Annotated in this window: 18 protein-coding genes and 2 pseudogenes; 8 read left to right on the top strand and 12 right to left on the bottom strand. The window is 72.9% G+C overall.

The features are described 5' to 3' along the window. Positions 1-33 precede the first annotated feature (33 nt). From cpaB to NF681_20870, 4 genes are all read right to left on the bottom strand, one after another. Complete coding sequence (gene cpaB / locus NF681_20885) at positions 34-1,059, bottom strand: Flp pilus assembly protein CpaB (protein UST56062.1); 1,026 nt, start codon at positions 1,057-1,059, stop codon at positions 34-36. A 67-nt stretch (positions 1,060-1,126) separates the two neighbouring features. After that, a complete protein-coding gene (locus NF681_20880) occupies positions 1,127-1,648 on the bottom strand; it encodes a prepilin peptidase (GenBank protein UST56061.1) in 522 nt (173 codons plus the stop codon). Between the two features lie 45 nt (positions 1,649-1,693). Next, positions 1,694-1,879 (bottom strand): Flp family type IVb pilin, encoded by a 186-nt coding sequence (locus tag NF681_20875; protein ID UST56060.1) that lies wholly within the window; start codon positions 1,877-1,879, stop codon positions 1,694-1,696. Positions 1,880-2,338: 459 nt separating this feature from the next. Beyond that, positions 2,339-3,253, bottom strand: a complete 915-nt coding sequence (locus NF681_20870; GenBank protein UST56059.1) for a hypothetical protein — start codon at positions 3,251-3,253, stop codon at positions 2,339-2,341. 603 nt (positions 3,254-3,856) lie between these two features. Here NF681_20870 and NF681_20865 point away from each other — a divergent pair. Continuing rightward, complete coding sequence (locus NF681_20865) at positions 3,857-5,251, top strand: DUF1446 domain-containing protein (GenBank protein ID UST56058.1); 1,395 nt, start codon at positions 3,857-3,859, stop codon at positions 5,249-5,251. Further along, positions 5,244-5,549 (top strand): annotated as a pseudogene (locus NF681_20860) (DUF4387 domain-containing protein). Before NF681_20865 ends, NF681_20860 begins: the two are co-directional and overlap by 8 nt. A 62-nt stretch (positions 5,550-5,611) precedes the next feature. Here the strand turns inward: NF681_20860 and NF681_20855 are convergent. Then, the gene (locus NF681_20855) at positions 5,612-6,589 is read right to left on the bottom strand and encodes a tripartite tricarboxylate transporter substrate binding protein (GenBank protein UST56057.1); all 978 of its coding nucleotides are present in this window, start codon (positions 6,587-6,589) and stop codon (positions 5,612-5,614) included. A gap of 313 nt (positions 6,590-6,902) precedes the next feature. Then, positions 6,903-8,564 (bottom strand): annotated as a pseudogene (locus NF681_20850) (FAD-dependent monooxygenase). 252 nt (positions 8,565-8,816) lie between these two features. Between NF681_20850 and NF681_20845 the strand changes: the two are divergent. Beyond that, positions 8,817-9,608, top strand: coding sequence for a helix-turn-helix transcriptional regulator (locus NF681_20845; protein UST56056.1), 792 nt, complete (start codon positions 8,817-8,819; stop codon positions 9,606-9,608). 21 nt (positions 9,609-9,629) lie between these two features. Here NF681_20845 and NF681_20840 read toward each other — a convergent pair whose 3' ends face one another. The 6 genes from NF681_20840 to NF681_20815 all read right to left on the bottom strand — a co-directional run bounded on the left by NF681_20840 (position 9,630) and on the right by NF681_20815 (position 16,274). After that, positions 9,630-9,944, bottom strand: coding sequence for a DUF3325 domain-containing protein (locus tag NF681_20840; GenBank protein UST56055.1), 315 nt, complete (start codon positions 9,942-9,944; stop codon positions 9,630-9,632). Next, positions 9,941-11,521: a PepSY domain-containing protein gene (locus NF681_20835; GenBank protein ID UST56407.1), complete on the bottom strand. Its 1,581-nt coding sequence runs from the start codon at positions 11,519-11,521 to the stop codon at positions 9,941-9,943. Before NF681_20835 ends, NF681_20840 begins: the two co-directional genes overlap by 4 nt. Before the next feature lie 113 nt (positions 11,522-11,634). Continuing rightward, complete coding sequence (locus NF681_20830) at positions 11,635-11,937, bottom strand: DUF3649 domain-containing protein (GenBank protein ID UST56054.1); 303 nt, start codon at positions 11,935-11,937, stop codon at positions 11,635-11,637. After that, positions 11,934-12,692 (bottom strand): DUF4198 domain-containing protein, encoded by a 759-nt coding sequence (locus tag NF681_20825; GenBank protein ID UST56053.1) that lies wholly within the window; start codon positions 12,690-12,692, stop codon positions 11,934-11,936. Before NF681_20825 ends, NF681_20830 begins: the two co-directional genes overlap by 4 nt. A gap of 32 nt (positions 12,693-12,724) precedes the next feature. Beyond that, a complete protein-coding gene (locus NF681_20820) occupies positions 12,725-14,920 on the bottom strand; it encodes a TonB-dependent siderophore receptor (protein ID UST56052.1) in 2,196 nt (731 codons plus the stop codon). A 274-nt stretch (positions 14,921-15,194) separates the two neighbouring features. Next, positions 15,195-16,274 (bottom strand): LacI family DNA-binding transcriptional regulator, encoded by a 1,080-nt coding sequence (locus NF681_20815; GenBank protein UST56051.1) that lies wholly within the window; start codon positions 16,272-16,274, stop codon positions 15,195-15,197. 124 nt (positions 16,275-16,398) lie between these two features. On the opposite strand from NF681_20815, the gene NF681_20810 reads away from it, so the two are divergent. The 5 genes from NF681_20810 (at position 16,399) to NF681_20790 (ending at position 22,544) form a co-directional block, all read left to right on the top strand. After that, entirely contained in the window at positions 16,399-17,418 is a 1,020-nt protein-coding gene (locus tag NF681_20810) for a TRAP transporter substrate-binding protein (GenBank protein UST56050.1), read from the top strand. A 10-nt stretch (positions 17,419-17,428) separates the two neighbouring features. Further along, positions 17,429-19,321, top strand: coding sequence for a TRAP transporter large permease subunit (locus tag NF681_20805; protein UST56049.1), 1,893 nt, complete (start codon positions 17,429-17,431; stop codon positions 19,319-19,321). 99 nt (positions 19,322-19,420) lie between these two features. Next, entirely contained in the window at positions 19,421-19,963 is a 543-nt protein-coding gene (locus NF681_20800) for a VOC family protein (GenBank protein UST56048.1), read from the top strand. 11 nt (positions 19,964-19,974) lie between these two features. Continuing rightward, positions 19,975-21,237 (top strand): ribulose-bisphosphate carboxylase large subunit family protein, encoded by a 1,263-nt coding sequence (locus NF681_20795; protein ID UST56047.1) that lies wholly within the window; start codon positions 19,975-19,977, stop codon positions 21,235-21,237. Beyond that, positions 21,234-22,544 carry a four-carbon acid sugar kinase family protein gene (locus tag NF681_20790; protein UST56046.1) on the top strand — a complete coding sequence of 437 codons (1,311 nt, stop codon included), beginning with the start codon at positions 21,234-21,236 and terminating at the stop codon, positions 22,542-22,544. The genes NF681_20795 and NF681_20790 overlap by 4 nt, the downstream gene beginning before the upstream one ends. Position 22,545: the final 1 nt, after the last annotated feature.

The raw sequence follows: 22,545 nt of genomic DNA, 5'->3' as shown, positions 1-22,545 counted from the left end.
GGGCGTGGGCGTGGGCGTGGTGGGCCGGCGGCCTCAGTAGCTGACGGTCTCGCGCCGGTCGCCGCGGATCGACTCGATCTCGATGCCCGCGCGCGCCGGGGCCGCGCCGCCCGTCGCGCGCGGCCGGACCCCCATCGCCGTGGCGCCGCCCGGTGAACCCACGGCGACGGCGAGCGGCGGCGGAAGCAACGCGGCCAGGGCCGACGGCGCGCCGCCGCCCTCGGCCAGATCGGCCATCGCGACGCCGGCCTGCGCCCGGTCGATGGGCCGCAGCGTGCCGCCGGACGGCGCGCCGGCGACCGGGCGCAGCGCCGCCGGCAGGGTCGCGAACAGCGACGCGTCGGGCCGCGCGGTGTCGCCGGGATGGCGCAGGGCCAGCAGCAGCCGGCCGTTCGCCTCACCCAGGGCGAGGCGCGCGACGTCCTCCACCGGCACCGCCAGCACCGCCGTGCGCGCTGCCTCCAGCGGGCGGTTCGCGGCGGGCGCGCCGGGGGCGCCGCCTTCCGTCGCCGGCGTGCCGTCGACCGACGCGCCGCCGTAGGCGAGCACGCGCTGGCGCGACAGCAGCAGGCGCGCCTGGCTGCGCGCCACCTCGCGGCCGTCGGTCTTGAGCATCAGGAACACGTCGACGAAATCGCCCGGCTGCACCCGGTTGGCGACGCCCAGCACCTCGTCGGCCCGGATCGCCACGGCGCGCTCGCCCTCGGCCAGACGCAGCGCGAAACCGGCGGCGAGGCCGCCCTCCATCACCAGGGCGCCGCTGGCGAGTTCCGTGGTCGGCACCCGGCCGATGGCGGCGGCCGTCTCGCGCAGGACCCCGGGCGGATCGATGGGCAGGCGCACCACCGCCACCGCGTCGGCGGTCAGCGCCTCGCCCGCGGCCACCCGGCGGCGTGTGACCACGACCGGGAAGGTGGCCGCCACGGGCGCGGCCGGCGCCGCGAGGGCGGCGTCCGGCGGGGTGGCCGCCGACCGCCCACCCAGCTGCCACGCGTACACCCCCAGCAGCACGGCGAGAAGCAGCAGCGCGGCGGCGAGGAACTGGGTCAGGCGGAACATGGCGGGGCGGACGGGAACCGGGTGAGCAAGGAGCGCGGGTGAAGGGCAGGGGGGTGCAAGAACGACCTCAAGGCGGCGCCAGGCTCAGCGCGATCCACAGCAGCGCCATCAGCGCGAGGTAGCCGGCATAGGGGATGGCCCCGTCCAGCGCGGGCGCGTTCGCCGATGCGTGCCCCGCGATCGGTGCACTGGCGGGCATCGCTCCGGCCGCTTGCCGCTGGCGTCGAAGCAGCGCGGGTCCGTGCCGGCGCGCGAGGCAGACGAGCGCATGCCCGCCGGCCAATAGACCGGCGCCGACGGCGATCGGCACCAGCGGCGGCCCGCCCAGCCACAGGCCCAGCACCGCCGCGAACTTGACGTCGCCCGCGCCCATCATTCCCAGCGCGTAGAACCCCAGCAGGACGACGAAGGCGACGCCGCCTCCGGTCAGTGCGTCCTGCCAGGTGACGGCCAGTGGTGAGGCGTTCCAGGTCAGCGCGACGAAGGCGAGTCCGGCGCCGACGACCAGCCAGCGGTTGGGAACACGGCGCTTGACGAAGTCGGTGAGGACGATTCCGGTCAGCCAGAGCACGAGTGCGACGAACAGCACACGCTTACCGATTACAGATCCAGACGCCGATTGGAACCGTCGGCCTCAAAGAATGGTCGCGAGATGAGTGGCGATGTTGGCGAACGCGGTTGTCAGCCGCGACGAAATCGAGTTGGCTGCCGGTCCGAATGCGGCAATCAAAACCACGGCGATCAGGCCGGCGATGATCCCGTATTCGATGGCGGTGGCGCCACGTTCGTCACGGATGAATTTAAGAAATGCGGCTTTCATGATGGTCCTTCGGCAATTGGTAGCAAGGGGTTGAATCGATATGGAACCAAAAATGTAGCTTTTGTAATTTCTTGAATCAATACTCAGAAAGTATTCGTTGAATTGGCAATGGTTTTCCCTGGGGTCCCGCGAAAGGCGAAATCGGGCGCCGGATCATCGAGCGCGAAAAAAGAGGCTTCTAAAACCATCGATTTAAGCGTTGCGATCCTAGGCAGGGAAAACCAGCATCAAAACCCCCCAATTCGCGAATCACGCGCGCGCCTTCCCGCGATGCGAATTCCCGATTCACCGTTCGTCGCGAGCAGGCGCGTCTTTCGGGCCTCGAATCGGACGGTGGAACCGGACGGAAATTTTTGGGGAAAATTGCAACTGCGTTGCAAAAAGGGCGCGTCGCCGGCGGTCGGAGCGCCTCGCGACGGCCCCCAAGGGCCTCCGCCACGCCACGAGGGGGCCCCTCGATCAGTGCTGGTGCGCTTCCGCGACCATGGAGCGCGGGTCGTAGCCCGCGACGAACAGCGCGCCGATGAACGCCGCCATGCGTGCCTCGGTCGTGCGCGAGGTGAGGCGCAGCGGCCAGGCCACGAAGAGGTGGCGCGGGCCGCGGCGCAGGGTCTCCTGCATCAGCAGTCCCAGGCGCACGGCGGCGCTGGCCCAGCGCCCGGCGGTCGCGATCTCCGAGCCGATGTTGTAGCTGAGCACGCCCGGATCGACCGCGTCCGGGAAGGCCCGCCGCACGCGCCGCTGCAGCTGGTTGCCGACGGCGGGAAAGCGCAGCATCGGCGGCAGCGGCAGCATCGCCCGGTCGGTCTGCCGGCGCCACAGCTCGACCAGCGTGCCGATGGAGGCCGCCACGCGCGACTCGTAGATCGGCAGGCCGTCGGCGGCGTAGAGCGCGTGGACCTTGCAGAGTGTCGAATTCATGCGCGGAATGCCGCGGAAGTTGCCCGACGGGTCCGGCCGGGCGAGGCGGAGGGCCTCCGCGGTCGTCGCCAGGTAGGTCGGCAGCCGGTCGCCCAGTCCCACGAAGTAGGCGCTGGCACCCACGCGGCTGTTGCGGTCGGCGCCCCACTCGACGATGGCGTTGCACGCGGCGTGGGTGGCCGGCGCGTCGTGCCGGGCCACGGCGGTGCGCAGGCCGTGCGCGAGTTCCTGCATGCGCAGGATCGTCTCGCGCCAGTCGCCCGTCGCCATGCCCGTGAAGCGCCACCGGTAATGGTCCGGAACGAGGCGGTCGAAGGTCGTGACGGCGTTCATGCCCTCGGGCATGTAGGGCGACACGCTCATGTTGAGCTGCACGTCCAGCCGGCCCAGATGGCGCGCGAGCCATTCGGTGAATTCGCGCACGTCGGGGTCTTCCAGAAATTCCTGGCGCATCGTCAGCCTTTCTTTTTTTGCGGCGCGCCGGTGGGGCGGCGCGGGGATCGATCAAATGGCCGGAAGCACGGGCTAATACAAAGCAATTCGACTCCATGGCGTCCGGGCGCGTCTTTCCATCGCCTCGGCGATGGCGGCCCGAATTGGCGCCGGACCCAGCCGAATTGACGGCCGATGCCCGGGTCGCGCGCAGGGTGGCGCGACGCCCGCGGCGTCCGCCTGAAAAAACGGAAAAAAGAATCCGGGTCGCGGGAAATCGATCCGCACCCATGATCCGTGCCGCGACGGTGCGTGCGTGGAACGTCTTTGATTGACTGACTCGATGACCGATGCGGGTTCTTGAAATCTCCTTCGTACCTGAACACGAACTGAATCAACACCGGGATGCGGCGGTTGTACGCAATGCGTGACAGGGTGTCGGTGCGCTAGCGCACACAGCCGGGTCTGGGAGAGGCCATGGACCCTCGCGGCGTGGATCCGGCCACGGGCCTGTTCCGTTCGCGTCGCCGAACCCGCCGGCATCGCGCGCGCCTCGCCCGGCCGGGACCCCGGCGCGGGCCCGGAATAATCTCCGTCTTTCCTCGCCTTCACGATCGCCGATCCATGACCTCCGACCCCGACCCCCACACCACCGCCATCCTCGTTCCCATCGGCGCCCTGGGCATGGGCGTGCGGGCGAGCGACGTCGCCGCGGGCCTCGCCGCCGGCGCGCACGCCATCGCCTGCGACGCCGGCTCCACCGACAGCGGCCCGGCCTACCTGGCCACCGGGCTGGCCAAGTACTCGCGCGACGCGGTCAAGACCGACCTGGCGATCCTGATGCGGGCGCAGGCCTCGGCCGGCATCCCGCTGCTGATCGGCTCGTGCGGCACCTCCGGCAGCGACGCGGCGCTCGACTGGACGCACGACATCGCGCGCGAGATCGCGGCCGAGGAGGGGCTCGCCCCGCGCATCGCGCTGCTCTACAGCGAGCAGTCGCCCGCCGCGATGGCGCGGCGCGCGCGCGCCGGGAACGTGACGCCGCTGGCCCCCATGACCTCGGCCGAGCCGGCGCTGTTCGAGGCCTGCGACCACGTCGTCGCGCTGATGGGGCCGGAGCCCTACGTCGCCGCCCTGGCCGCCGGCGCCGACATCGTGCTGGGCGGGCGCACCACCGACACGGCCGTGCTCGCGGCGGTGCCGCTGATGCGCGGCGCCGGCGCCGGGCCGGCCTGGCACGCCGGCAAGATCGCCGAATGCGGCGGCCTGTGCACCGAGCGGCCGCGCAACGGCGGCGTGCTGATCCGCGTGGGCGCCGACCACTTCGACGTCGAGCCGCTGTCCGAGGGCAACCGCTGCACCGTCGACACCGTCTCGGCCCACATGCTCTACGAGAACAGCGACCCGTTCCTGCTGCACGAGCCTGGCGGCATCCTGGACGTGACGCGGGCGCGCTATACGGCGCTCGACGCGCGCTCGGTGCGCGTCACGGGTTCGCGCTTCCTGCCCCGGCCCTACACCATGAAGCTCGAGGGCGCGGCCGGCGGCGCCTTCCAGACCCTGATGCTGGTCGGCATCCAGGACCGCAAGGTGCTCGCCGAGCCCGAGCGCTTCCTCGCGCGGCTGCACGGCGTGCTCACCACCCGGGTGCGCGAGGCCATGGGCGAGCGCGCCGGCGTCTTCGACCTCTCGCTGCGCCCTTACGGCTGGAACGCGGTCGACGGCGCGCCGGTGGCCGCCGGCACGGCCGCGCCGCGCGAGATCGGCCTGCTGTTCGTCGCCACCGCGTCGACCCAGGCCATCGCCACGCAGATCGCCAAGACCTGCAACCCGTGGCTGTTCCACCTGCCGCTGGAGGAGGGCGACCCGATGCCGAGCTACGCGTTCCCGTTCTCGCCGGCGGAGATCGAGCGCGGCCAGGTGTTCGAGTTCCGGCTGAACCACGTGGTCGCGGTGGACGACCCGGCCGAACTGGTGCGCACCGTGTTCGCCCCGCGCCGGGAGGTGGCCCATGGCTGAGACCGTCGACGACGTCTGCCGGCACGTGCGCTCGAAGAACGCCGGCCCGTTCTGGATCACGCTGGACCTGTCGTTCGCCGACCAGGCCGCGTTCGACCGCTACGCCTTCGCGCCGCAGCTGCGGCCGGCGGCGATCGGCGCGCTGTTCGACGTCGATCCGGCCCAGGTCAAGCACTTCGCCGTGCCGGAACTGCGGGTGGTGAAGATCTCCTACCCGCGCCGCCACGCCCAGGGCGGCGCGGTCGAGCGCGACATGCACGGCGGCCAGCAGTACATCCGCCTGCTCGACGTGGTGCTCGATCCGTCGGACGGGGACGGGGACGCGGACGGCCCGGCCGGCCGCCCCGACGGCGCGGCCGCCTAGTCCAGCTTCACGCCGGTGGCCTTGATCACCGGCCCCCAGCGCCGCGACTCCGCGCGCGCCAGGGCGAAGAACTGCTCGGGCGTGCCGGGCATGGCCTCCATGCCGATGTCCTCGAAGCGCTTCTGCACGGCGGCGGTGCCGAAGGACCGGTTGAGGTCGCCGTTGAGTTTGTCGACCACGGCCCGGGGCAGGCCGGCCGGGCCCAGCAGGCCCTGGAAGGCGAACACCTCGCTGTCGCGCACGCCGACCTCGGCCAGCGTCGGCACGTCCGGCAGCAGCCGGCTGCGCGCCCCGGAGCCGATCGCCAGCACGCGCACCTTGCCGCTCTTCATGATCTGCAGGCCCGAGGCCAGGTCCAGGAACATGCAGGGGACCTGGCCGCCCATCACGTCGGCCATGGCCGGCGCGGCGCCCCGGTAGGGGATGTGCGTGATGAAGGTGCCGGTGCGGTTCTTGAACATCTCCATCGACAGGTGGTGCGGCGAGCCGTTGCCCGGCGAGGCGTAGTTCACCTTGCCGGGGTTGGCCTTCACGTAGGCGAGGAATTCCCTGAAGTCGCGCGCCGGGAAGTCCGGGTTCACGACCAGCGCGAGCGGGAACTTGCCGATCGCGCCGATGTAGCTGAAGTCCTTCTGCGGATCGAACGGCAGGCGGCCGAACAGGTGCTCGTTGAAGGCCAGCACGGCGTTGTCGGCCGACATGATCGTGTAGCCGTCCGGCCGGCTCTTGGCGACCAGGTCGGCGCCGATGTTGGTGGCGGCGCCGGGGCGGTTGTCCACGACGATCTGCTGGCCGAGCGTGGCGCGCATGGCCTCGGCCAGCGTGCGCGCGATGACGTCGGTGCCGCCGCCGGCCGGGTAGGGGACGACCCATTTGACGAGCTGGTCGGGGTAGGCGGCCTGGGCCCGGGCGAAGGGCGCGGCGGCGAGCGCGGTGCCCGAGGCGAGCGCGCCCAGGAGGGTTCGACGGTGCATGGATTCAGTCTCCGTTGGTGGTTCGAATGGCGGAAAGCGATGGTACGGGGAGCTCGCGCAGCGCGTCGGCCAGCGCTTCGCGGCACGCGGCCTCGTCGCCGACCCGCTCGAACAGCAGCAGGGCCAGGCGCGCGAGGAACAGCGGTTCGCGCTCGGTGCCCGCCGCCGTGACGGCGTGCGCGAGTTCGGCGTAGAGGCGGTCGCGGGCTTCGGGGTCGAGGGTGTTCATGGGTGGTGCGCCCGGGGGCGGAGGTCGGCGGTGTCGGGGGCGGAGGTCGGCGGTGTCGGGGGTGGTGGTGGCGGTGGCGGTGACGCGCCGCAGGGCGGCGGCCAGGGCCTCGGCCGTGGCGCGGCGCCAGCGCGCCGCGACGTGGCCGTCGGGGCGCAGCAGGTAGACCGCGCCCTCGGTGGCGCCGAGCGCCGCGAGCAGGCCGGCGTCGGCGTCGCGCACGCGCCGCACGCTCAGCGCGAGGCCCGGGCCGGCGCTCCGACGGGCCCGCGCCACCAGCGCGTCGGCCGCCGGTTCCGGCACGCCGGGCGGCGCGAACACCCACAGCACGAAGGCGCCGCCGTCGCCCTGCGCCAGGTGGCCGCCGGCCAGCGCGAAGCCCGGCATCGCCTCGCCGGGCACGGGCCCGCCGGGCAGCGCGTCGCCCGTGCTCGACAGGGCCGAGTCGGCGTAGCGCACGGCCTCGGTCTGGCGCGGGTTGACCAGCCGCGCGATGGCCGGGTGCGCCCCGGCCAGCGACAGGGCCGCCTCGCGCATCAGCTCGAAGCCGCGCGAGGGCGGCGACATGAACTCGGTGCTGCGCATGGCGCTCTCGGCGTTGACGTGGAAGGCCGCGACGCGTTCTCGCGAGTAGCTGTCGAGCAGCGCGTCGCCGCCGAGGCCGCGCACGACGTGGGCCAGCTTCCAGGCCAGGTTGTCGGCGTCGTCGAAGCCGGAGTTCAGCCCGCGCACGCCGAAGATCGGCATCGCGTGCGCGGCGTTGCCGGCGAACAGGACGCGGCCGTGGCGATAGTCCGCCAGCGTCATCGCGCCGGCCCGATAGACCGAATTCCAGACGCAGCGCCATGGCAGGTGGCCCTCGCCGATGGCGTCGAGGTGGCGTCGCACGAAGGCCGCGACCGCCTCGGGCCGCATCGCGTCCTCGGTGCGCTCGCCGGCGCGCAGCTGGTAGTCGATGCGCCAGATGTCGTCGGGCTGGCGGTGCATCAGCACCGTGCCGCCCGGATACCACGGCGGGTCGAACCAGGCGCGGCGCTCGGTCGGGTAGGCGCTGGGCAGTTCGATGTCGACGATCAGGTAGCGGCCCTCGTAGGCCGCGCCCTCCAGGCCCAGGCCCAGCGACCGGCGCACGAAGCTCTGCCCGCCGTCGCACGCCGCGAGCCACGCGCCCCGCAGCGTGTAGGCGCCATGGGCGTTGCGCACCGCGAGCGTCACGCCGTCGTCGTCCTGCGCCAGCGCCGTCGCCTCCGTGCCCCAGCGCAGGTCGATCAGGCCGGGCTCGGCCGCGTTGCGCCGCTCGATGGCGTCGAGCAGGCACTGCTCGATGTCGTACTGCGCCAGGTTGACCATCGGCGGCAGGGTCTGGCGCGCATCGGCGGGCATCTCGAAGCGGAACACCTCGTCGGTCCGGTAGAAGCTGCGGCCGACCGACCACGGCAGGCCCTTGGCCAGGAAGCCCGGCAGCGCGCCGAGCCGCTCGACGATCTGCAGGCTGCGGCGCGACACGCAGATCGCGCGGCTGCCCACGCACACCGTGTCGTCGGCCTCCAGCAGCACGCTGCGCACGCCGTGGTCGGCCAGTCCCAGCGCCAGCGCCATGCCGACCGGGCCGGCGCCGGCGACGACCACCGGATGCCGGCCGGGCTCGCGGCCGCCTTCGAGCGGCGGCGTGCGGGGCGCGTGGCGCGTGTAGTGGAAGGTGCCCACGGACGGCGGCGGCGCGCCCGCGTCGGCCGGCGGCGGCAGGGGGCCCTCGGCCGCGCCGCCGGCGCGGGCCCCGGGGACGGTGATGGCGGTGGCGGTGGCCGCCCGGGCGGTGGTGTCGGCGGCGTTGCGGGCTTCGGTGTCGGTCGTCATGGGACGGGATTTTCCCGATGACCCGACCGCCGCGATGTCCTAACTTGGCAGGAGGTGCTTACCCGCATCCGGCGCTCCCACGGGCGTCCGTGCCTTCCGTTCCGCCTCCCTCGATTCCACCTTCCGGGCGCACCCCTTCCCATGAAACGCTGGCGCGTCGGCGCTGCCACCCAACCCCTGCCGGCGGACGTCGTGGCCGACGTGATGGCGGGCATCGGCACCCCGGCGCTGGCGGCCGGCTGCCTGCGCGCGATGCAGCGCGTGCTGCCGGTCACGTTCTGCACGGTGTTCTCGGTCGACGCGGCGGGCCGCCTGGAAACCGTGTCGGCCGCCAGCAGCTACGGCCGCGCGGCCGAGCAGACGGCGGCGCGCTACATCGCCGCGCGCTTCGACCGCCGCGACCCGCACATGGTCTGGCTGGGGGCCCGGGCGCTGCCCGCGTCGCCGCAGCGCTGGATCGGGCATCACCGGGGCGACGAACTCGCCGACGCCGCCTACCGGGTCGCCTGCTACGACGACGTGGGCATCCGCGAGCGGGCGTCGGTGCTGTCGCTGCTGCCCACGGGCGAACGCTCGGCGGTCGGGTTCTACCGCAGCCTCGCGCAGCCGGTGTTCGACGCCGCCGACTTCGAGCGCCTCGGCGCCCACGCCGCGCTGCTGGCCGACGCCGTCGCGGCCCACGGGCGCGCCGCCGCGCGCGCCCGCGAGGCCGTCGCGCCCGGGGCGGCGCTGCCCTTGTCCGCGCTCAGCCGGCGCGAGCGGGAGGTGGTCGCGCACCTGCTGGCCGGCCGCACCGCCAGGGAGACGGCACGGGCGCTGGACGTGGGCCTCTCGACGGTGCGCACCCACCAGTACCGCGCGTTCCGGCGGCTGGGCGTGGCGAACCTGAAGGCCCTGCTGCTGCACCGGGGCCCCGCCGGGCCCGGCGGCTGAGCGCGCCGGCGGGCGCCTGCGTCAGTCCGGGCGGCGGCCGGAGCCGCGCCGCGCGGCGTCCGAGCGCCGGCGCGCGCACGCCAGCGCGGCGGCGTACACCAGGCCGGCGGCCAGGCTGGTGTGGCCGCTGTACGCCACCAGGCCGAAGCCCCAGCCCCAGGCCCGCACGGCGATGGCGAGCGCGGCGACCAGCAGGCCCCAGCCGGCCGCGCGCAGGACCCGGGTCGCGCGGCCCGGCAGGGCCCGGCCGAGCAGTTCCTCCTGCTGGCGCCCGGTGGCGAGCGCCAGCGCCGCGAAGCCGGCCACGCCGGTCGCCAGCAGCAGCGCGTGCGTCATGCGGGGCGGCCTCCGGACCGCCCCGGCGCCGGCGCGGACGCCGGGGCGCGTCGGCCGGCCGGCACCACGGGACGGTGGCGGGCCGCGCGCAGCGCGAGCACGGCGTGCAGACCGGCGAACGCCCACGCCACCAGGGCGACGCCGACGAACACCCCATCGCCCTCGGCCACGCTGCGCCACGGTGGCCGGTGCGCGACCACCGCGTCGAGCACCGGCAGCAGCGCCAGCGCGGCGGCGGCGAACCCGAGCTGCTCGATCCAGGCGCGCCGGGCCGGCCGGCACGCGGCGTGCAGCAGGCAGGCGCCCCAGGCCAGGAAGAAGGCGTGGACCTCCCAGTCCGCGCGCCCGGCCAGCGACGCGGGCAGCAGCCGGTTGGCCCACAGGAACGCCGTCATGGCGATCGACAGCCCGGCGATGGCCGCGACGTTGAGCCGCTCCACCACCCGGAAGCCGACGTGCACGCGGTCCGGCCGCGCCAGCCTAGCGCGGCGCTTGACGGTCCACATCACCAGGCCCGTGCCCACCATCGCGGTGCCGGCCAGGCCGACGGCGAAGTAGAGCCAGCGCAGCGACAGGTCGCCGAAGCGCCCCATGTGCAGCGCCATCATCACGCCGCGCGTCTCGGCGGCCGGACCGACGCGGTCGTGCGTCTCCAGCAGGCGGCCGGTGGCGCCCTCGAACAGCAGGTACTGCGGGCTGGTCGAGACGCGGCCCGGGTCGCCGCGCGCGATCGCCACGCGCGCCGCCGCGTCGCCGGCGTGCGTGACGGTGACGCGGCCGACGTCGTCCGGCCCCCAGCGCCCCTGGGCCTGGCGCACCATGGCGTCCACCGGCGCCAGCGGCGCGGCCGTGCCGCTGGGCCGGCCGGGCTGGATGAAGGCGTTGAGTTCGCGCGTCATCTGCTGGCGCTCCGCCGGCGTCCTGAAGGCGGCCTGCTCGCCCCAGGGCATGTACATCGCCATCAGGGTGACCAGGCCGGTGTACGTGATCATCAGGTGGAACGGCAGCCCGAACACCGACACCGCGTTGTGCGCGTCGAGCCAGGAGCGCTGGCCCTTGCCCCAGCGGAAGGTGAAGAAGTCGATGAAGATCTTCTTGTGCGTGATCACGCCGCTGACGATGGCCACCAGCATGAACATCGCCGCCGCGCCGGCCAGCCAGCGGCCCCAGAGCACCGGCAGGTAGTGGAACTGGAAGTGGAAGCGGTAGAAGAACTCGCCGCCCAGCGTCTCGCGCCCGGCCACGCGCGCGCCCGTGGCCGCGTCGAAGCTGCCCTCGGCGAAGCTGCGCCGGGCGCCCGGCTGGCTCGGCGTGGTGCGCCAGAACGCGGCGACCGCGGGATTGCGCGCGTCGGGCATGCGCAGGCTCCACTGCGCGCTGCCTGGCGCCACGCGCGCGAGCTCGTCGGCCACGCGCTGCGCGGCCACGGCGGGGTCGGGCACGGCGGCCTGGTGAGGCACCTCGGGCCGCGCCCAGCGGGAGAGTTCGTCCTTGAAGTAGCTGACCGTGCCGGTCAGGAACATCGCGTAGAGCACCCAGCCCAGCAGCAGGCCGGTCCAGGTGTGCAGTTCGGACATCGTCTGGCGGATGCCGCGCGGCCTGGGCTGCGTCGACGCGCCGGGGGCGGGAGATGGGACGGAGGAAGGGGCGGGGGTGGGCTCGGGCATGGCGGTGAGGAGGTCGGGCGTCTTCATGGCGCCGGGACCGCGAACCACACCGAACAGGCCGCCGCCAGCAGCGGCGCGGCGGCCACGATCAGCCCGGTCCAGGCGCGGCGCGCGCTGCGCACGGCGAACACCCACACCACCGCCCCGGCGTAGACCGCGAAGCTCGCCAGCATGCCGGCGAGCACCGCCTGGGGGCGGCTCACGGGCAGTGCGAGCGGGGCGACGCTGGCCAGGGCGGCGAGGGCGTAGCCGCCCGCGACGGCGGCCACGATGCGCGAGACGAGCGGCCCGGCGGCGCGCGCGCGCCGGAAAAGCCGGCCGGTCACGGGTGCGGCGTCGCGGGCGCTCCGGCGGGGATCGGCGCCACGCCGGTGGCCTTGACGTAGGTCAGCGTTGTCACGTAGCTCGTGCCCTCGAACGCCTCGGGGCCGTTGGCGCCGGGACGCTCGCCGGCCGCGCGGTCGTTCACGCTCACCTCGGCCACGTAGGTGCCCTTCCAGGGCAGGTCGAACCGCACCTGGCCCTGCGCGTCGGTCTGGGCCTCCTTGGCCCAGCCCGACTGCGTGACCAGCGTCACCTTGGTCTTGGGCCGGGGTTCGCCCTTGAAGTAGAGCCGGAAGCCGCCGGTGGCGTCGATGGGCACCAGGTCGAGTGCCAGGCGCGGGGGCTGCGGCGCGAGCCGCGTGACCAGGCGGGCGGCCGGGTGGTAGCGGTTCTGCGTCTCCCGGTCGCCCTGCTTCCAGGCGTAGAGCGGGTAGTCGGGGTCCTCGGCGACGATGCCCTCGCCGTCGGCGGCGCCGAAGGGCAGCGCGAAGCCGTCGGCGGTCCGGCGCGCCGGCACCGCCCGTTCGCCGCGCGGGGACAGCAGGGTGGCCGTCGGCCGGACGAACTTGTCGAGCGAGCCGGGCGACGTCTCGCGCAGGTTCTCGCCGAATTCGCCGAAGCGCACGACGGCGGTCCTGCCGCCGGCGGGCTGCTCGATCCAGATCTGGTGCGCCTGGGCGCTGCCGAGGACGGCGAGCAGGGAGAGGACGCCGAGGACGCCGAAGGCGCGCGAGGCGGGTCGTTGGATGGCATTCATGAGGGGTTGATCCTTGGCGCGGCGGGGCGCGCTCAGAAGTCGACCGAGGCCGAGAGCATCAGCGTGCGCGGCGCGCCGACGGTGACGTAGGTGCTGGTGACCCAGTAGTTCTTGTTCTGCACGTTCTCCAGGTTGGCGCGCAGGACGACGGGCTTGTTGGCCACGCGCGTCACGTAGCGCGCGCCCAGGTCCAGGCGCGTCCAGGCCGGCACGCTCAGGCGGTTCTGCGCGTCGGCGTAGACCGAGGAGGTGTTGATCACCCGGCCGTTCAGGCTCAGCCCCGGCACCCAGGGCGTGTCCCAGTCCAGGCCCAGGTTGAAGGTGCGGTCGGGCACGCCGGCGGCGTCGTTGCCCTGGTTCACGCCGCCGGCGGTGCGGGTGAGCTTGGCGTCGTTGAAGGCGGCGCTGGCCATCACGCGCAGTCCGCGCTGCACCTCGCCGTAGGCCGTGAGTTCCAGGCCCCGGTTGCGCTGCTCGCCACCGAAGCTGTAGATGCGCGTGGCGGGGTCGATCAGGCTGTTGGGCCGCTTGATCTGGTAGAGCGCCGCCTGCGTGGTGAGGGTGCCCCAGTCGACCTTCACGCCGACCTCGTTCTGCTTGGACTTCTGCGGCGCGAAGGTCTCGCCGACGTTGGCGGTGTCGGCGCCGGCCGTGCCGCCGCGCACCAGGCCGGCGGTGTAGTTGGTGTAGAGCGAGACGTTGTTCGTCGCCTTGACGACCAGGCCGGCCAGCGGCGAGATGGCGCTGGACTTGTAGCGGCTGGTGGTCGCGCCGGTGGTCTGGGAGAACGATTCCTGCTCCAGCGTCTGGTCGCGCGCGCCCAGCGTCAGCAGCACGCGGTCGTCGGCGAACGCCATCGTGTCGGCCACCACCACGCTCGACTGCCGCAGCGCGCCGGCCTTGACCGGCGGCGTGCGCGCGGCCGTGACGGCCGGCAGCGCCGACGGGTTGTAGAGGCTGGACGGCACGCTGGCCGAGGGCGGCGTCGTCACGTACAGGAAGCCCGACTCCTGGTCGAGCAGGTTCACGCCCACGGCCAGCGTGTGGCGCACGCCGCCGGTGGAGAACCGCGTGCGCACGCCGGCGTCGGCGGCGGTGGTCTTGCTGAAGTAGTCGTAGTAGGCGTTGGAGACGGCGAAATTGCCCAGCGAGTTCGGCCGCCCGCTCGGGAAGGTCTGCTGGTAGTCGACGTCGGTGTAGCCGACGCTGCCGTAGACCGTGGTGGTGTCGCTGACGTCGTATTCCAGGCGCGAGATCGTGGTCTTGACGTTGTCCTTGAGCTGCGTGCCGGGATAGAAGTTCAGGCGCGCCGACGGCGGCTCGGGGATGCGCGTGATGCCCGCCGCGAACGAGGTCTGCGGGCGGAACTCGCGCGTGTCGCCCCGGCTGCTCAGCGCGTCGAGCGACCAGCGCAGCCGCGTGCCCAGGTAGTCCAGGCCCAGCGTGGCGAGGCCCAGCTTCTGGTTGCCCCCGTCGATGTTGCCCTCGCCGCCGCGCAGCACGCCGTTCACGCGCACGCCCCACTGGTTGTCCTCGCCGAAGCGGCGGCCCACGTCCACGTGCGCGCCGAACTGCGACTCGCCCATGTAGGTGGTGGTCAGGCGCGTGAGCGGGATGTCCCCCGCGCGCTTGGTCACCACGTTGATGCTGCCGCCGACGCTCGCGTTGGGCCCGACGCCGTTGGCCAGCGAGCCCGGGCCCTTGAGCACCTCGACGCGCTCGATCATCTCCACCGGGATGCGCGTGGTCGGCGACAGGCCGAACAGGCCGTTGATGCCGATGTCGCCGTTGGGCACGGTGAACCCGCGGATCTGGAAGTCGTCGCCGAAGCCGCCGCGCGAGGTCAGCGGGCGCACCGAGGCGTCGTTCATGACCACGTCGGCCACGCTGCGCGCCTGCTGGTTCTCGATCAGTTCGGCGGTGTAGTTGGTCGTGCTGAAGGGCACGTTCATCAGGTCGGTGATGCCCAGGATGCCCAGGCTGCCGCCGCGCGCGAACTGGCCGCCGGCGTAGGTCTTCTGCAGGCCGCCGATGGCCTCGGCCTGGTCGGTGACGACCACCTCCTTCAGGTTGGCGTCGGTGGTGATGCCGGTGGCCGCGGTCTGCGCGGCGGCGCCGGCCGCCGCGAGGGCGAGGCAGGCGCCCAGGCCCTGGCGCAGCCGGCGCGCGAGCGGTCGGGCGGCGAACGGGGGATGGGCGGGGAGCGGGGCGGGACGGGAGGAATGCATGGAAGCGATGGCGCGATGGCGGCGGCAGAAAAAAGGAAATTGACGCAATCCGGACAGGGTCCGACGAACTCGCGAAGGCGAAAGACCACGTAGGCAGTGCGATGCGCGGTCAGGAGGACGAAATACCTATAACGCTAATAGGAATGACAACCGTTCTCATTAGCAAGTGTACATGCGGATTTGCGCTAGGCGTCGAAAGTTCGCATTCGTCGTGGGGACGCGGCCGCATCGGCACCGCACGGCGAAGCGCCGCACGGACGGCGGCCGGCCCGGCCTAGGGCAGGTTCTCGCGGAAGATGACCTGGCTGCGCGTGTTCTCCACGCCGCCGAGCGCCTCGCGTCCGTCGCGCAGGTTGGTGAAGATGCGCACGCAGTTCATCAGCGCGGTATGCGGGCTCTGCGTGATGACGGCGTCCAGGCTGCCGTCGATCAGCAGGGCGCGCGTGTCGGGCGTGAGGCCGTGGCCGATGAAGACCACCTTCTGGTCGCGGCCGGCCTCCTTGAGGGCGCGCGCCACGCCGTCGGAGGCCCCGCCGATGTTGTAGATCCCGCCGAGTTCGGAGTGCTGCTCGAGCAGGGCGCGCGTCTGGCGGTAGTTCTGCTCGGCGTCGTCGTGGCCCTCGCGCAGCCCCAGCACGGACAGGTGCGGGAACAGCTCGTCGATGACGTGCAGGAAGCCGGCCTCGCGTTCCTCGTGCGCGCGGTAGCTCAGGCTGCCGGCGATGAGACCGACCTGGGCGCCGCGCCCGCCGAGGAAACGCCCGATGAGGTAGCCCGCCGTGCGCCCGGCGGCGCGGTTGTCCAGGCCGATGTAGGCCACGCGCGGCGAGTTGGAGAGGTCCGAGATCAGCGTGATCACCGGCACGCCCTGCGCCGCCAGTTCGGCCACCGCCTCGCGCACGGCCGGGTGTTCGAGCGCCATCACCGCGATGGCGTCGGCGCGCCGGCCGTGGCGCCGCAGCGCGGCGGCGAGCTCGTGCGGGTCGAAGCTGCGGATGAACTCGGCCCGGCAGCGCACGTTGAAGGGCGCCCAGTGCTCGTGCGAGTAGCCCACCATGTCCCCCAGCATGCGGATGAAGCGGTTGGTGCCGGCCGGCAGCAGCACGCTCAGGCGCAGCGGCGGCGGCGCCAGCGCCGCGTAGAGCGCCTGGCCCGGCAGGTAGTCGAGCGCGCCGGCGGCCTTGAGCACGCGCTGCACGGTGGCGTCGCGCACCCCCGGGCGGCGGTTGAGCACGCGGTCGACGGTGGCGGTGGACACGCCGGCGGCGCGCGCGATGTCGACCACGCGCGCCCGCCCCGGCGGTGTTTCGCCCGGGCGTTCGGTGTCGCCGGCGTCTTCGGGGTTAACCCTCATCGATCAAAAACCATCATTTCGTTTGTTTGACGGTGCGACGCGCTGTCTCTATCGTTCGCACACCTTTTCCTCATGATGCATCAAAAGGCATCAAGGGAAATCAATTTTCAAACGGAGACAGACCATGAGTTCGATCACCCGCCGCGGCGCGCTGCGCACGTTTTCCGCCCTGTCCGCCGCCGGCGTCGTCACGGCCGTGCCGCGCTTCGCCCGGGCGGCCGAGTTCTCCTACAAGTACGGCAACAACCTGCCCGTGACGCACCCGCTCAACGTGCGCGCGCAGGAGGCCGTCGAGCGCATCGCCCGCGAGACCAAGGGCCGCGTCGAGATCAAGATCTTCCCGAACAACCAGCTCGGCGGCGACACCGACATGCTGGCCCAGGTGCGCTCCGGCGGCATCGAGTTCTTCACGCCCTCGGCGCTGGTCATCGCCACCCTGGTGCCGGTCGCGGCCATCAACGCCATCGGCTTCGCCTTCTCCGACTACGACCAGGTCTGGTCGGCCATGGACGGCCGGCTCGGCGCCCACGTGCGCGCGGCCATCGCCAAGACGCGGCTCTACACGTTCGAGAAGATGTGGGACAACGGCTTCCGCCAGACCACCAGTTCCAAGGCGCCGGTGACCTCGGCGCGGGACCTCGACGGCCTGAAGATCCGCGTGCCGGTCAGCCCGCTGTCGATCTCGATGTTCAAGAGCCTGGGCGCCGCCCCGGCCAGCCTGCAGTTCAGCGAGGTGTATTCCTCGCTGCAGACGAAGATCGTCGACGCGCAGGAGAACCCGCTGCCCATCATCCAGGTGGCCAAGCTCTACGAGGTGCAGAAGTTCGCCTCCCTGACCAACCACATCTGGGACGGCTACTGGTTCGTGGCCAACGGCCGCGCCTGGGACGCGCTGCCGGCCGACCTCAAGCCGATCGTGGCGACGGCCATCAACGAGGCCGGCATGAAGCAGCGCGAGGACATCAAGAAGCTCAACGAGTCGGTCGTCGCCGACCTGGCGTCCAAGGGCCTGACGATCAACCGCCCGACGGCCGACAGCTTCCGCGCCAAGCTGCGCGAATCTGGCTTCTACGCCGAGTGGAAGGGCCGCTTCGGCGCCGAGGCCTGGGGCCTGCTCGAGCAGAGCGTGGGCAAGCTGGCCTGAGCCGTCCACGATGTCGCTCGCCCTCGCCTCCGACGCGCCCGCCGATGCCGGCGCCGCGCCCGCCAACCCCTTCGCCGGCGTCGCCGCGCGCATCGACCGGCCGCTGGGCACGCTGATCGAGTCCGTCGCCGCGGCGCTGGTGCTCGCCGAGATCGTCGTGCTGTTCGCCGGCGTGATGGCGCGCTACGTGTTCCACGCGCCGCTGGTCTGGTCCGACGAGCTGGCCTCGATCCTGTTCCTGTGGCTGTCGATGCTCGGCGCGGTGGTGGCGCTGCGGCGCGGCGAGCACATGCGCATGACGGCGGTGGTCGGCAAGGTCGCCGCGCCGACCCGGCGCCTGCTGGAGGCGCTGGCCATCGCCGCCTCGCTCGCCTTCCTCGCGCTGGTGATCTGGCCGGCCTACGAATACGCCGCCGACGAGGCCTTCATCGTCACGCCCGCGCTGGAGGTCAGCAACGCCTGGCGCGCGGCGGCCATCCCGGTCGGGGTGGGGCTGATGGTGGTGTTCGGCGCGTTGCGCCTGGCGCGGCTGTCCACCGGGCGCGAGATCGCGCTGACGCTCGGCGCGGTGGCCCTGGTGGTGCTGGCCTTCTGGCTGGCGCGCCCGGTGTTCGCCTCGCTCGGCAAGCTCAACCTGGTGGTGTTCTTCCTGGTGGTGGTGGCGGTGAACGTGTTCGCCGGCGTGCCCATCGCGTTCTCCTTCGCGCTGGCTACCTTCGGCTACCTGGCGCTGGCCACCACGACGCCGCTGGTGGTGATGGTCGGTCGCATGGACGAGGGCATGAGCCACCTGATCATGCTGGCGGTGCCGCTGTTCATCTTCCTGGGCGCGCTGATCGAGATGACCGGCATGGCCAAGGCCATGATCCAGTTCCTCGCCAGCCTGCTGGGCCACGTGCGCGGCGGCCTGTCGTACGTGCTGATCGGCGCGATGTACCTGGTCTCGGGCATCTCCGGCTCGAAGATCGCCGACATGGCGGCCATCGCGCCGGTGCTGTTCCCCGAGATGAAGGCGCGCGGCGCCAAGCCGGGCGACCTGGTGGCGCTGCTCGCGGCCACCGGCGCGCAGACCGAGACCATCCCGCCGTCGATCGTGCTGATCACCATCGGCTCGGTCACGGGCGTGTCGATCGCCGCGCTGTTCACCGGGGGCATGGTGCCCGCGCTGGTGCTGGGCCTGTGCCTGTGCAGCGTGGTGTGGTGGCGCTACCGCAAGGAGGACCTGAGCGCGGTGGCGCGCTTCTCCGGCGCGCAGATCGCGCGCTTCCTCGTCGTCGCGCTGCCGGCGGTGCTGCTGCCCTTCGTCATCCGCGCGGCGGTGGTCGAGGGCGTGGCCACGGCCACCGAGGTCTCGACCATCGGCATCGTGTATTCCGTGCTCGCGGGCCTGCTGATCTACCGCCAGTTCGACTGGCGCCGGCTGCGGCCGATGCTGGTGGAGACCGCGTCGCTCTCGGGCGCCATCATGTTCATCGTCGGCTGCGCCACCGCCATGGCCTGGGGCCTCACGCAGTCGGGCTTCTCCACCGACCTGGCGCGCTGGATGGGCGCCATCCCGGGCGGCGCCTACGGTTTCCTGGCGATCTCCATCGTCGCCTTCGTGGTGCTGGGCTGCGTGCTCGAGGGCATCCCGGCGATCGTGCTGTTCGGCCCGCTCCTGTTCCCGATCGCGCAGGCCGCCGGCGTGCACCCGGTGCACTACGCGATGGTCGTGATCTTCGCCATGGGCATCGGCCTGTTCGCCCCGCCCATCGGGGTGGGCTACTACGGCGCCTGCGCCGTCGCCAAGGTCGACCCCAACGAGGGCATCCGCTACATCGGCGGCTACATGGCCGCGCTGCTGGTCGGGCTGGTCCTGGTCGCGGCGATCCCGTGGCTGTCGATCGGCTTCCTCGCGAAGTAGGCCGGCCCGCGATCCACGCCCCGCCTTCACGCCTTCCCCCCGTCTTTCCCGCCTTCCCCGCCTTCGCGCACCCAACCACAACAACACCGGAAAACCACCATGAGCCGCCATTTCGGAGAGATCCGCCAGCTGGGCTACGTCGTGCACGACATCGAGGCCGCCATGGCCTACTGGAGCGAGACCCTGGGCGTCGGCCCGTGGTACTACAACCCGCGCGTGCCGATCGTCAACTACGAGTACGACGGCGCGTCCTACGAGCCGCACAACTCGGTCGCCCTGGCCAATTCGGGCTTCGTGCAGGTCGAGCTGATCCAGACCCGCAACGACGTGCCCTCGATGTACCGCGACTTCCTGCGCGCCGGGCGCACCGGGCTGCAGCACGTCGCCTACTGGACGCAGCACTACGACGCCGACGTGGCGCGCCTGCTCGCGCAGGGCTTCAAGCCGAAGATGAGCGGCGAGGTCGGCGAGCGCGGGCGCTTCATCTACTTCGACACCGAATACCACCCCGGCACGGTGATCGAGCTGTCGGAGGTCGCCGGACCCAAGGGCCGGATGTTCGACCTGATCCGCGAATCCGCCACCGGCTGGGACGGCACCACCGACCCGGTGCGTCCGTTCCCGGACCTGGCCACGCTGTGAGCGCCCCGACGATGGACCGCGTCCGCGCCAGCTACCTCATCGAGACGCCCGAGTCGCCCGCCAGGGTGGCCGAGGTCATGGCCGGCGAGCAGTCGTGCGGCACCTTCGCCCGCGTCGAGGGCGAGACCGACGCGCTGCGCGCGCGCGCCCGCGCCACGGTCGAGTCGATCGTCGAGCTGGAACCCGCGCCGGCGCCCAGCCTGTCCAACGCGCTGCTCGAGCGCAAGGGCGCGCGCGGGCCGTGGCGGCGCGCCCGCGTCGAGCTCTCGTTCCCGGTCGCCAACATCGGCGCCAACCTGCCCACGCTTGCGGCCACGGTCGCGGGCAACCTCTACGACCTGGGCGAGGTCAGCGGCCTGCGGCTGGAGACGGTGCACGTGCCGGCGGCCTACCGCGCGCGCTTCGAGTTGCCGCGCGCGGGCATCGCCGGCACGCGCGCCGCCACGGGCGTGGCGAGCGGCGCGCTGGTGGGCACCATCGTCAAGCCCAACGTCGGCTTCTCGGCGGCGGAGACGGCCGAGCTGGTCGGGCGCCTGTGCGCCGCCGGCGTCGATTTCATCAAGGACGACGAGATCTGCGCCGACCCCGACCACGCGCCCCTGGCCGAACGCGTGCCGGCGGTGATGGCCGTGGTGCGCGCGCACCGGGAGCGCACCGGCAAGCACGTCATGGTGGCGTTCAACATCACCGACGAGACCGACGCCATGAAGCGCCACGCCGACCTCGTCGAGCGCGAGGGCGGCTCCTGCGTGATGGCCAGCCTCAACTGGTGCGGCCACGCGGGCATCCAGACCCTGCGCCGGCACACCCCGCTGGCGCTGCACGGGCACCGCAACGGCTACGGCGCGCTGTCGCGCCATCCGCTGCTGGGCATCTCGTTCCAGGCCTACCAGACCCTGTGGCGCCTGGCCGGCGTCGACCACATGCACGTGCACGGACTGCAGGGCAAGTTCGCCCAGCCCGACGAGGAGGTCATCGCCTCGGCGCGCGACTGCTTCACGCCGCTGGCCGAGGGCCTCGACGACCGCGTCATGCCGGCGTTCTCGTCGGGGCAGTGGGCCGGCACCGTGCCCGCGACCTGGGCGGCGATCGCCAGCGACGACCTGCTGTTCATGTCCGGCGGCGGCATCCTCGCGCACCCGATGGGACCGGCGGCCGGCGTGGCGAGCATCCGCCAGGCCTGGGCCGCCGCGCGCGCCGGCACCGCGCTGGCCGACGCCGCCCGGGACGCGCCGGAACTCGCGGCGGCCCTGGCCTTCTTCGGCGCGCGATGAGCGCGTCGCCCGCCATCGTCTTCTACGGCGACGACTTCACCGGCGCCACCGACACGCTGGCCACGGCCGCGCGCGCCGGTCTGCGCACGCTGCTGTTCCTGCGCGCACCGACCCCGGCGCGGCTCGACGCGGCCGGCGCGCTCGACTGCCTGGGCATCGCCGGCGCGGCGCGATCGATGCCGCCCGAGGAGATGCGCGCCGAACTCGCGGGCGTCGCGGCGCTGTTCCGGCGGCTCGGCGCGCGCGTGCTGCATTACAAGACCTGCTCGACCTTCGACAGCGCGCCGGGCATCGGCAGCATCGGCGTCGCGGTGGACGTCCTGCGCGGCGCGGTCGACACGCCCTGGGCCGCCATCGTCGGCGGCCAGCCCGACCTCGCGCGCTACTGCGTCTTCGGCCACCTGTTCGCCGCCGCCGGCAGCGGCGGGGCGGTGCACCGCATCGACCGCCATCCGACCATGAGCCGCCACCCCGTCACGCCGATGCACGAGGCCGACCTGCGCCTGCACCTGGCCGCGCAAGGGCTGGCGGACGTGCGCTCGCTGCCCTTCACCAGCCATGCGCACGACGCGCCGGCGCGCCGGAACGGCTTCGATGCGCTGGTGTCGTGGGCGCCCGACGCGGTGCTGTTCGACGTCTGCGACAACGCCCATCTGGACGCCATCGGCGAGCTGCTGGCGCCCCGCATCGCGGCCGCCTCGCTGCTGGCGGTCGGCCCGAGCAGCGTGGTGCAGGCGCTCGCGCCCGGTTTCGCGCGCGCGCCCGCGCAGGTGGCCGACGTGCCGCCGGCCGAGGGACCCGTGCTGGCGTTCGCCGGCAGCCTGTCCCCGGTGACGGCGCGCCAGGTGGCCAACGCGCCCTCGTTCGACAAGGTGTGGCTGGACGCCCCGAGCCTGGTGTCGCGCGCGTCCGCCCGGGCCGACGCGATCGGCGCCATCGCCGGGGCGCTGGCGCGCGGCCGCCACGTGCTGGCCTGCACCGTGCCGCCCGGCGGCGCCGCGGCGGGCGACGCCGGCGTGTCGGCGCGGGCCCTGGCCGAGGCGGGGGGCGAGGTGCTGGCGGGCGTGATGGCCGCCGTGCGGCCGGGGCGCGTGGGCATCGCCGGCGGCGACACGTCCAGCCATGCCATGCGTGCCCTCGATGCCTGGGGCCTGTCCTACCGGGCGCAACTGGCGCCCGGCGTGGCGCTGTGCCGCCTGCACTGCGACGGTCCCCGGCTCGATGGCCTGGAGGTGGCCCTCAAGGGCGGGCAGATGGGCGGCGAGGATTTCTTCGAGCGGCTGGTGCACGGCCTCGCGGCATCCTGAG

Source organism: Comamonadaceae bacterium OTU4NAUVB1 (assembly GCA_024372625.1).
Classification (GTDB): domain Bacteria; phylum Pseudomonadota; class Gammaproteobacteria; order Burkholderiales; family Burkholderiaceae_C; genus Variovorax.
The sequence above is the reverse complement of the archived record's forward strand: the minus strand, read 5'-3'. Positions and strand labels throughout refer to the sequence as shown.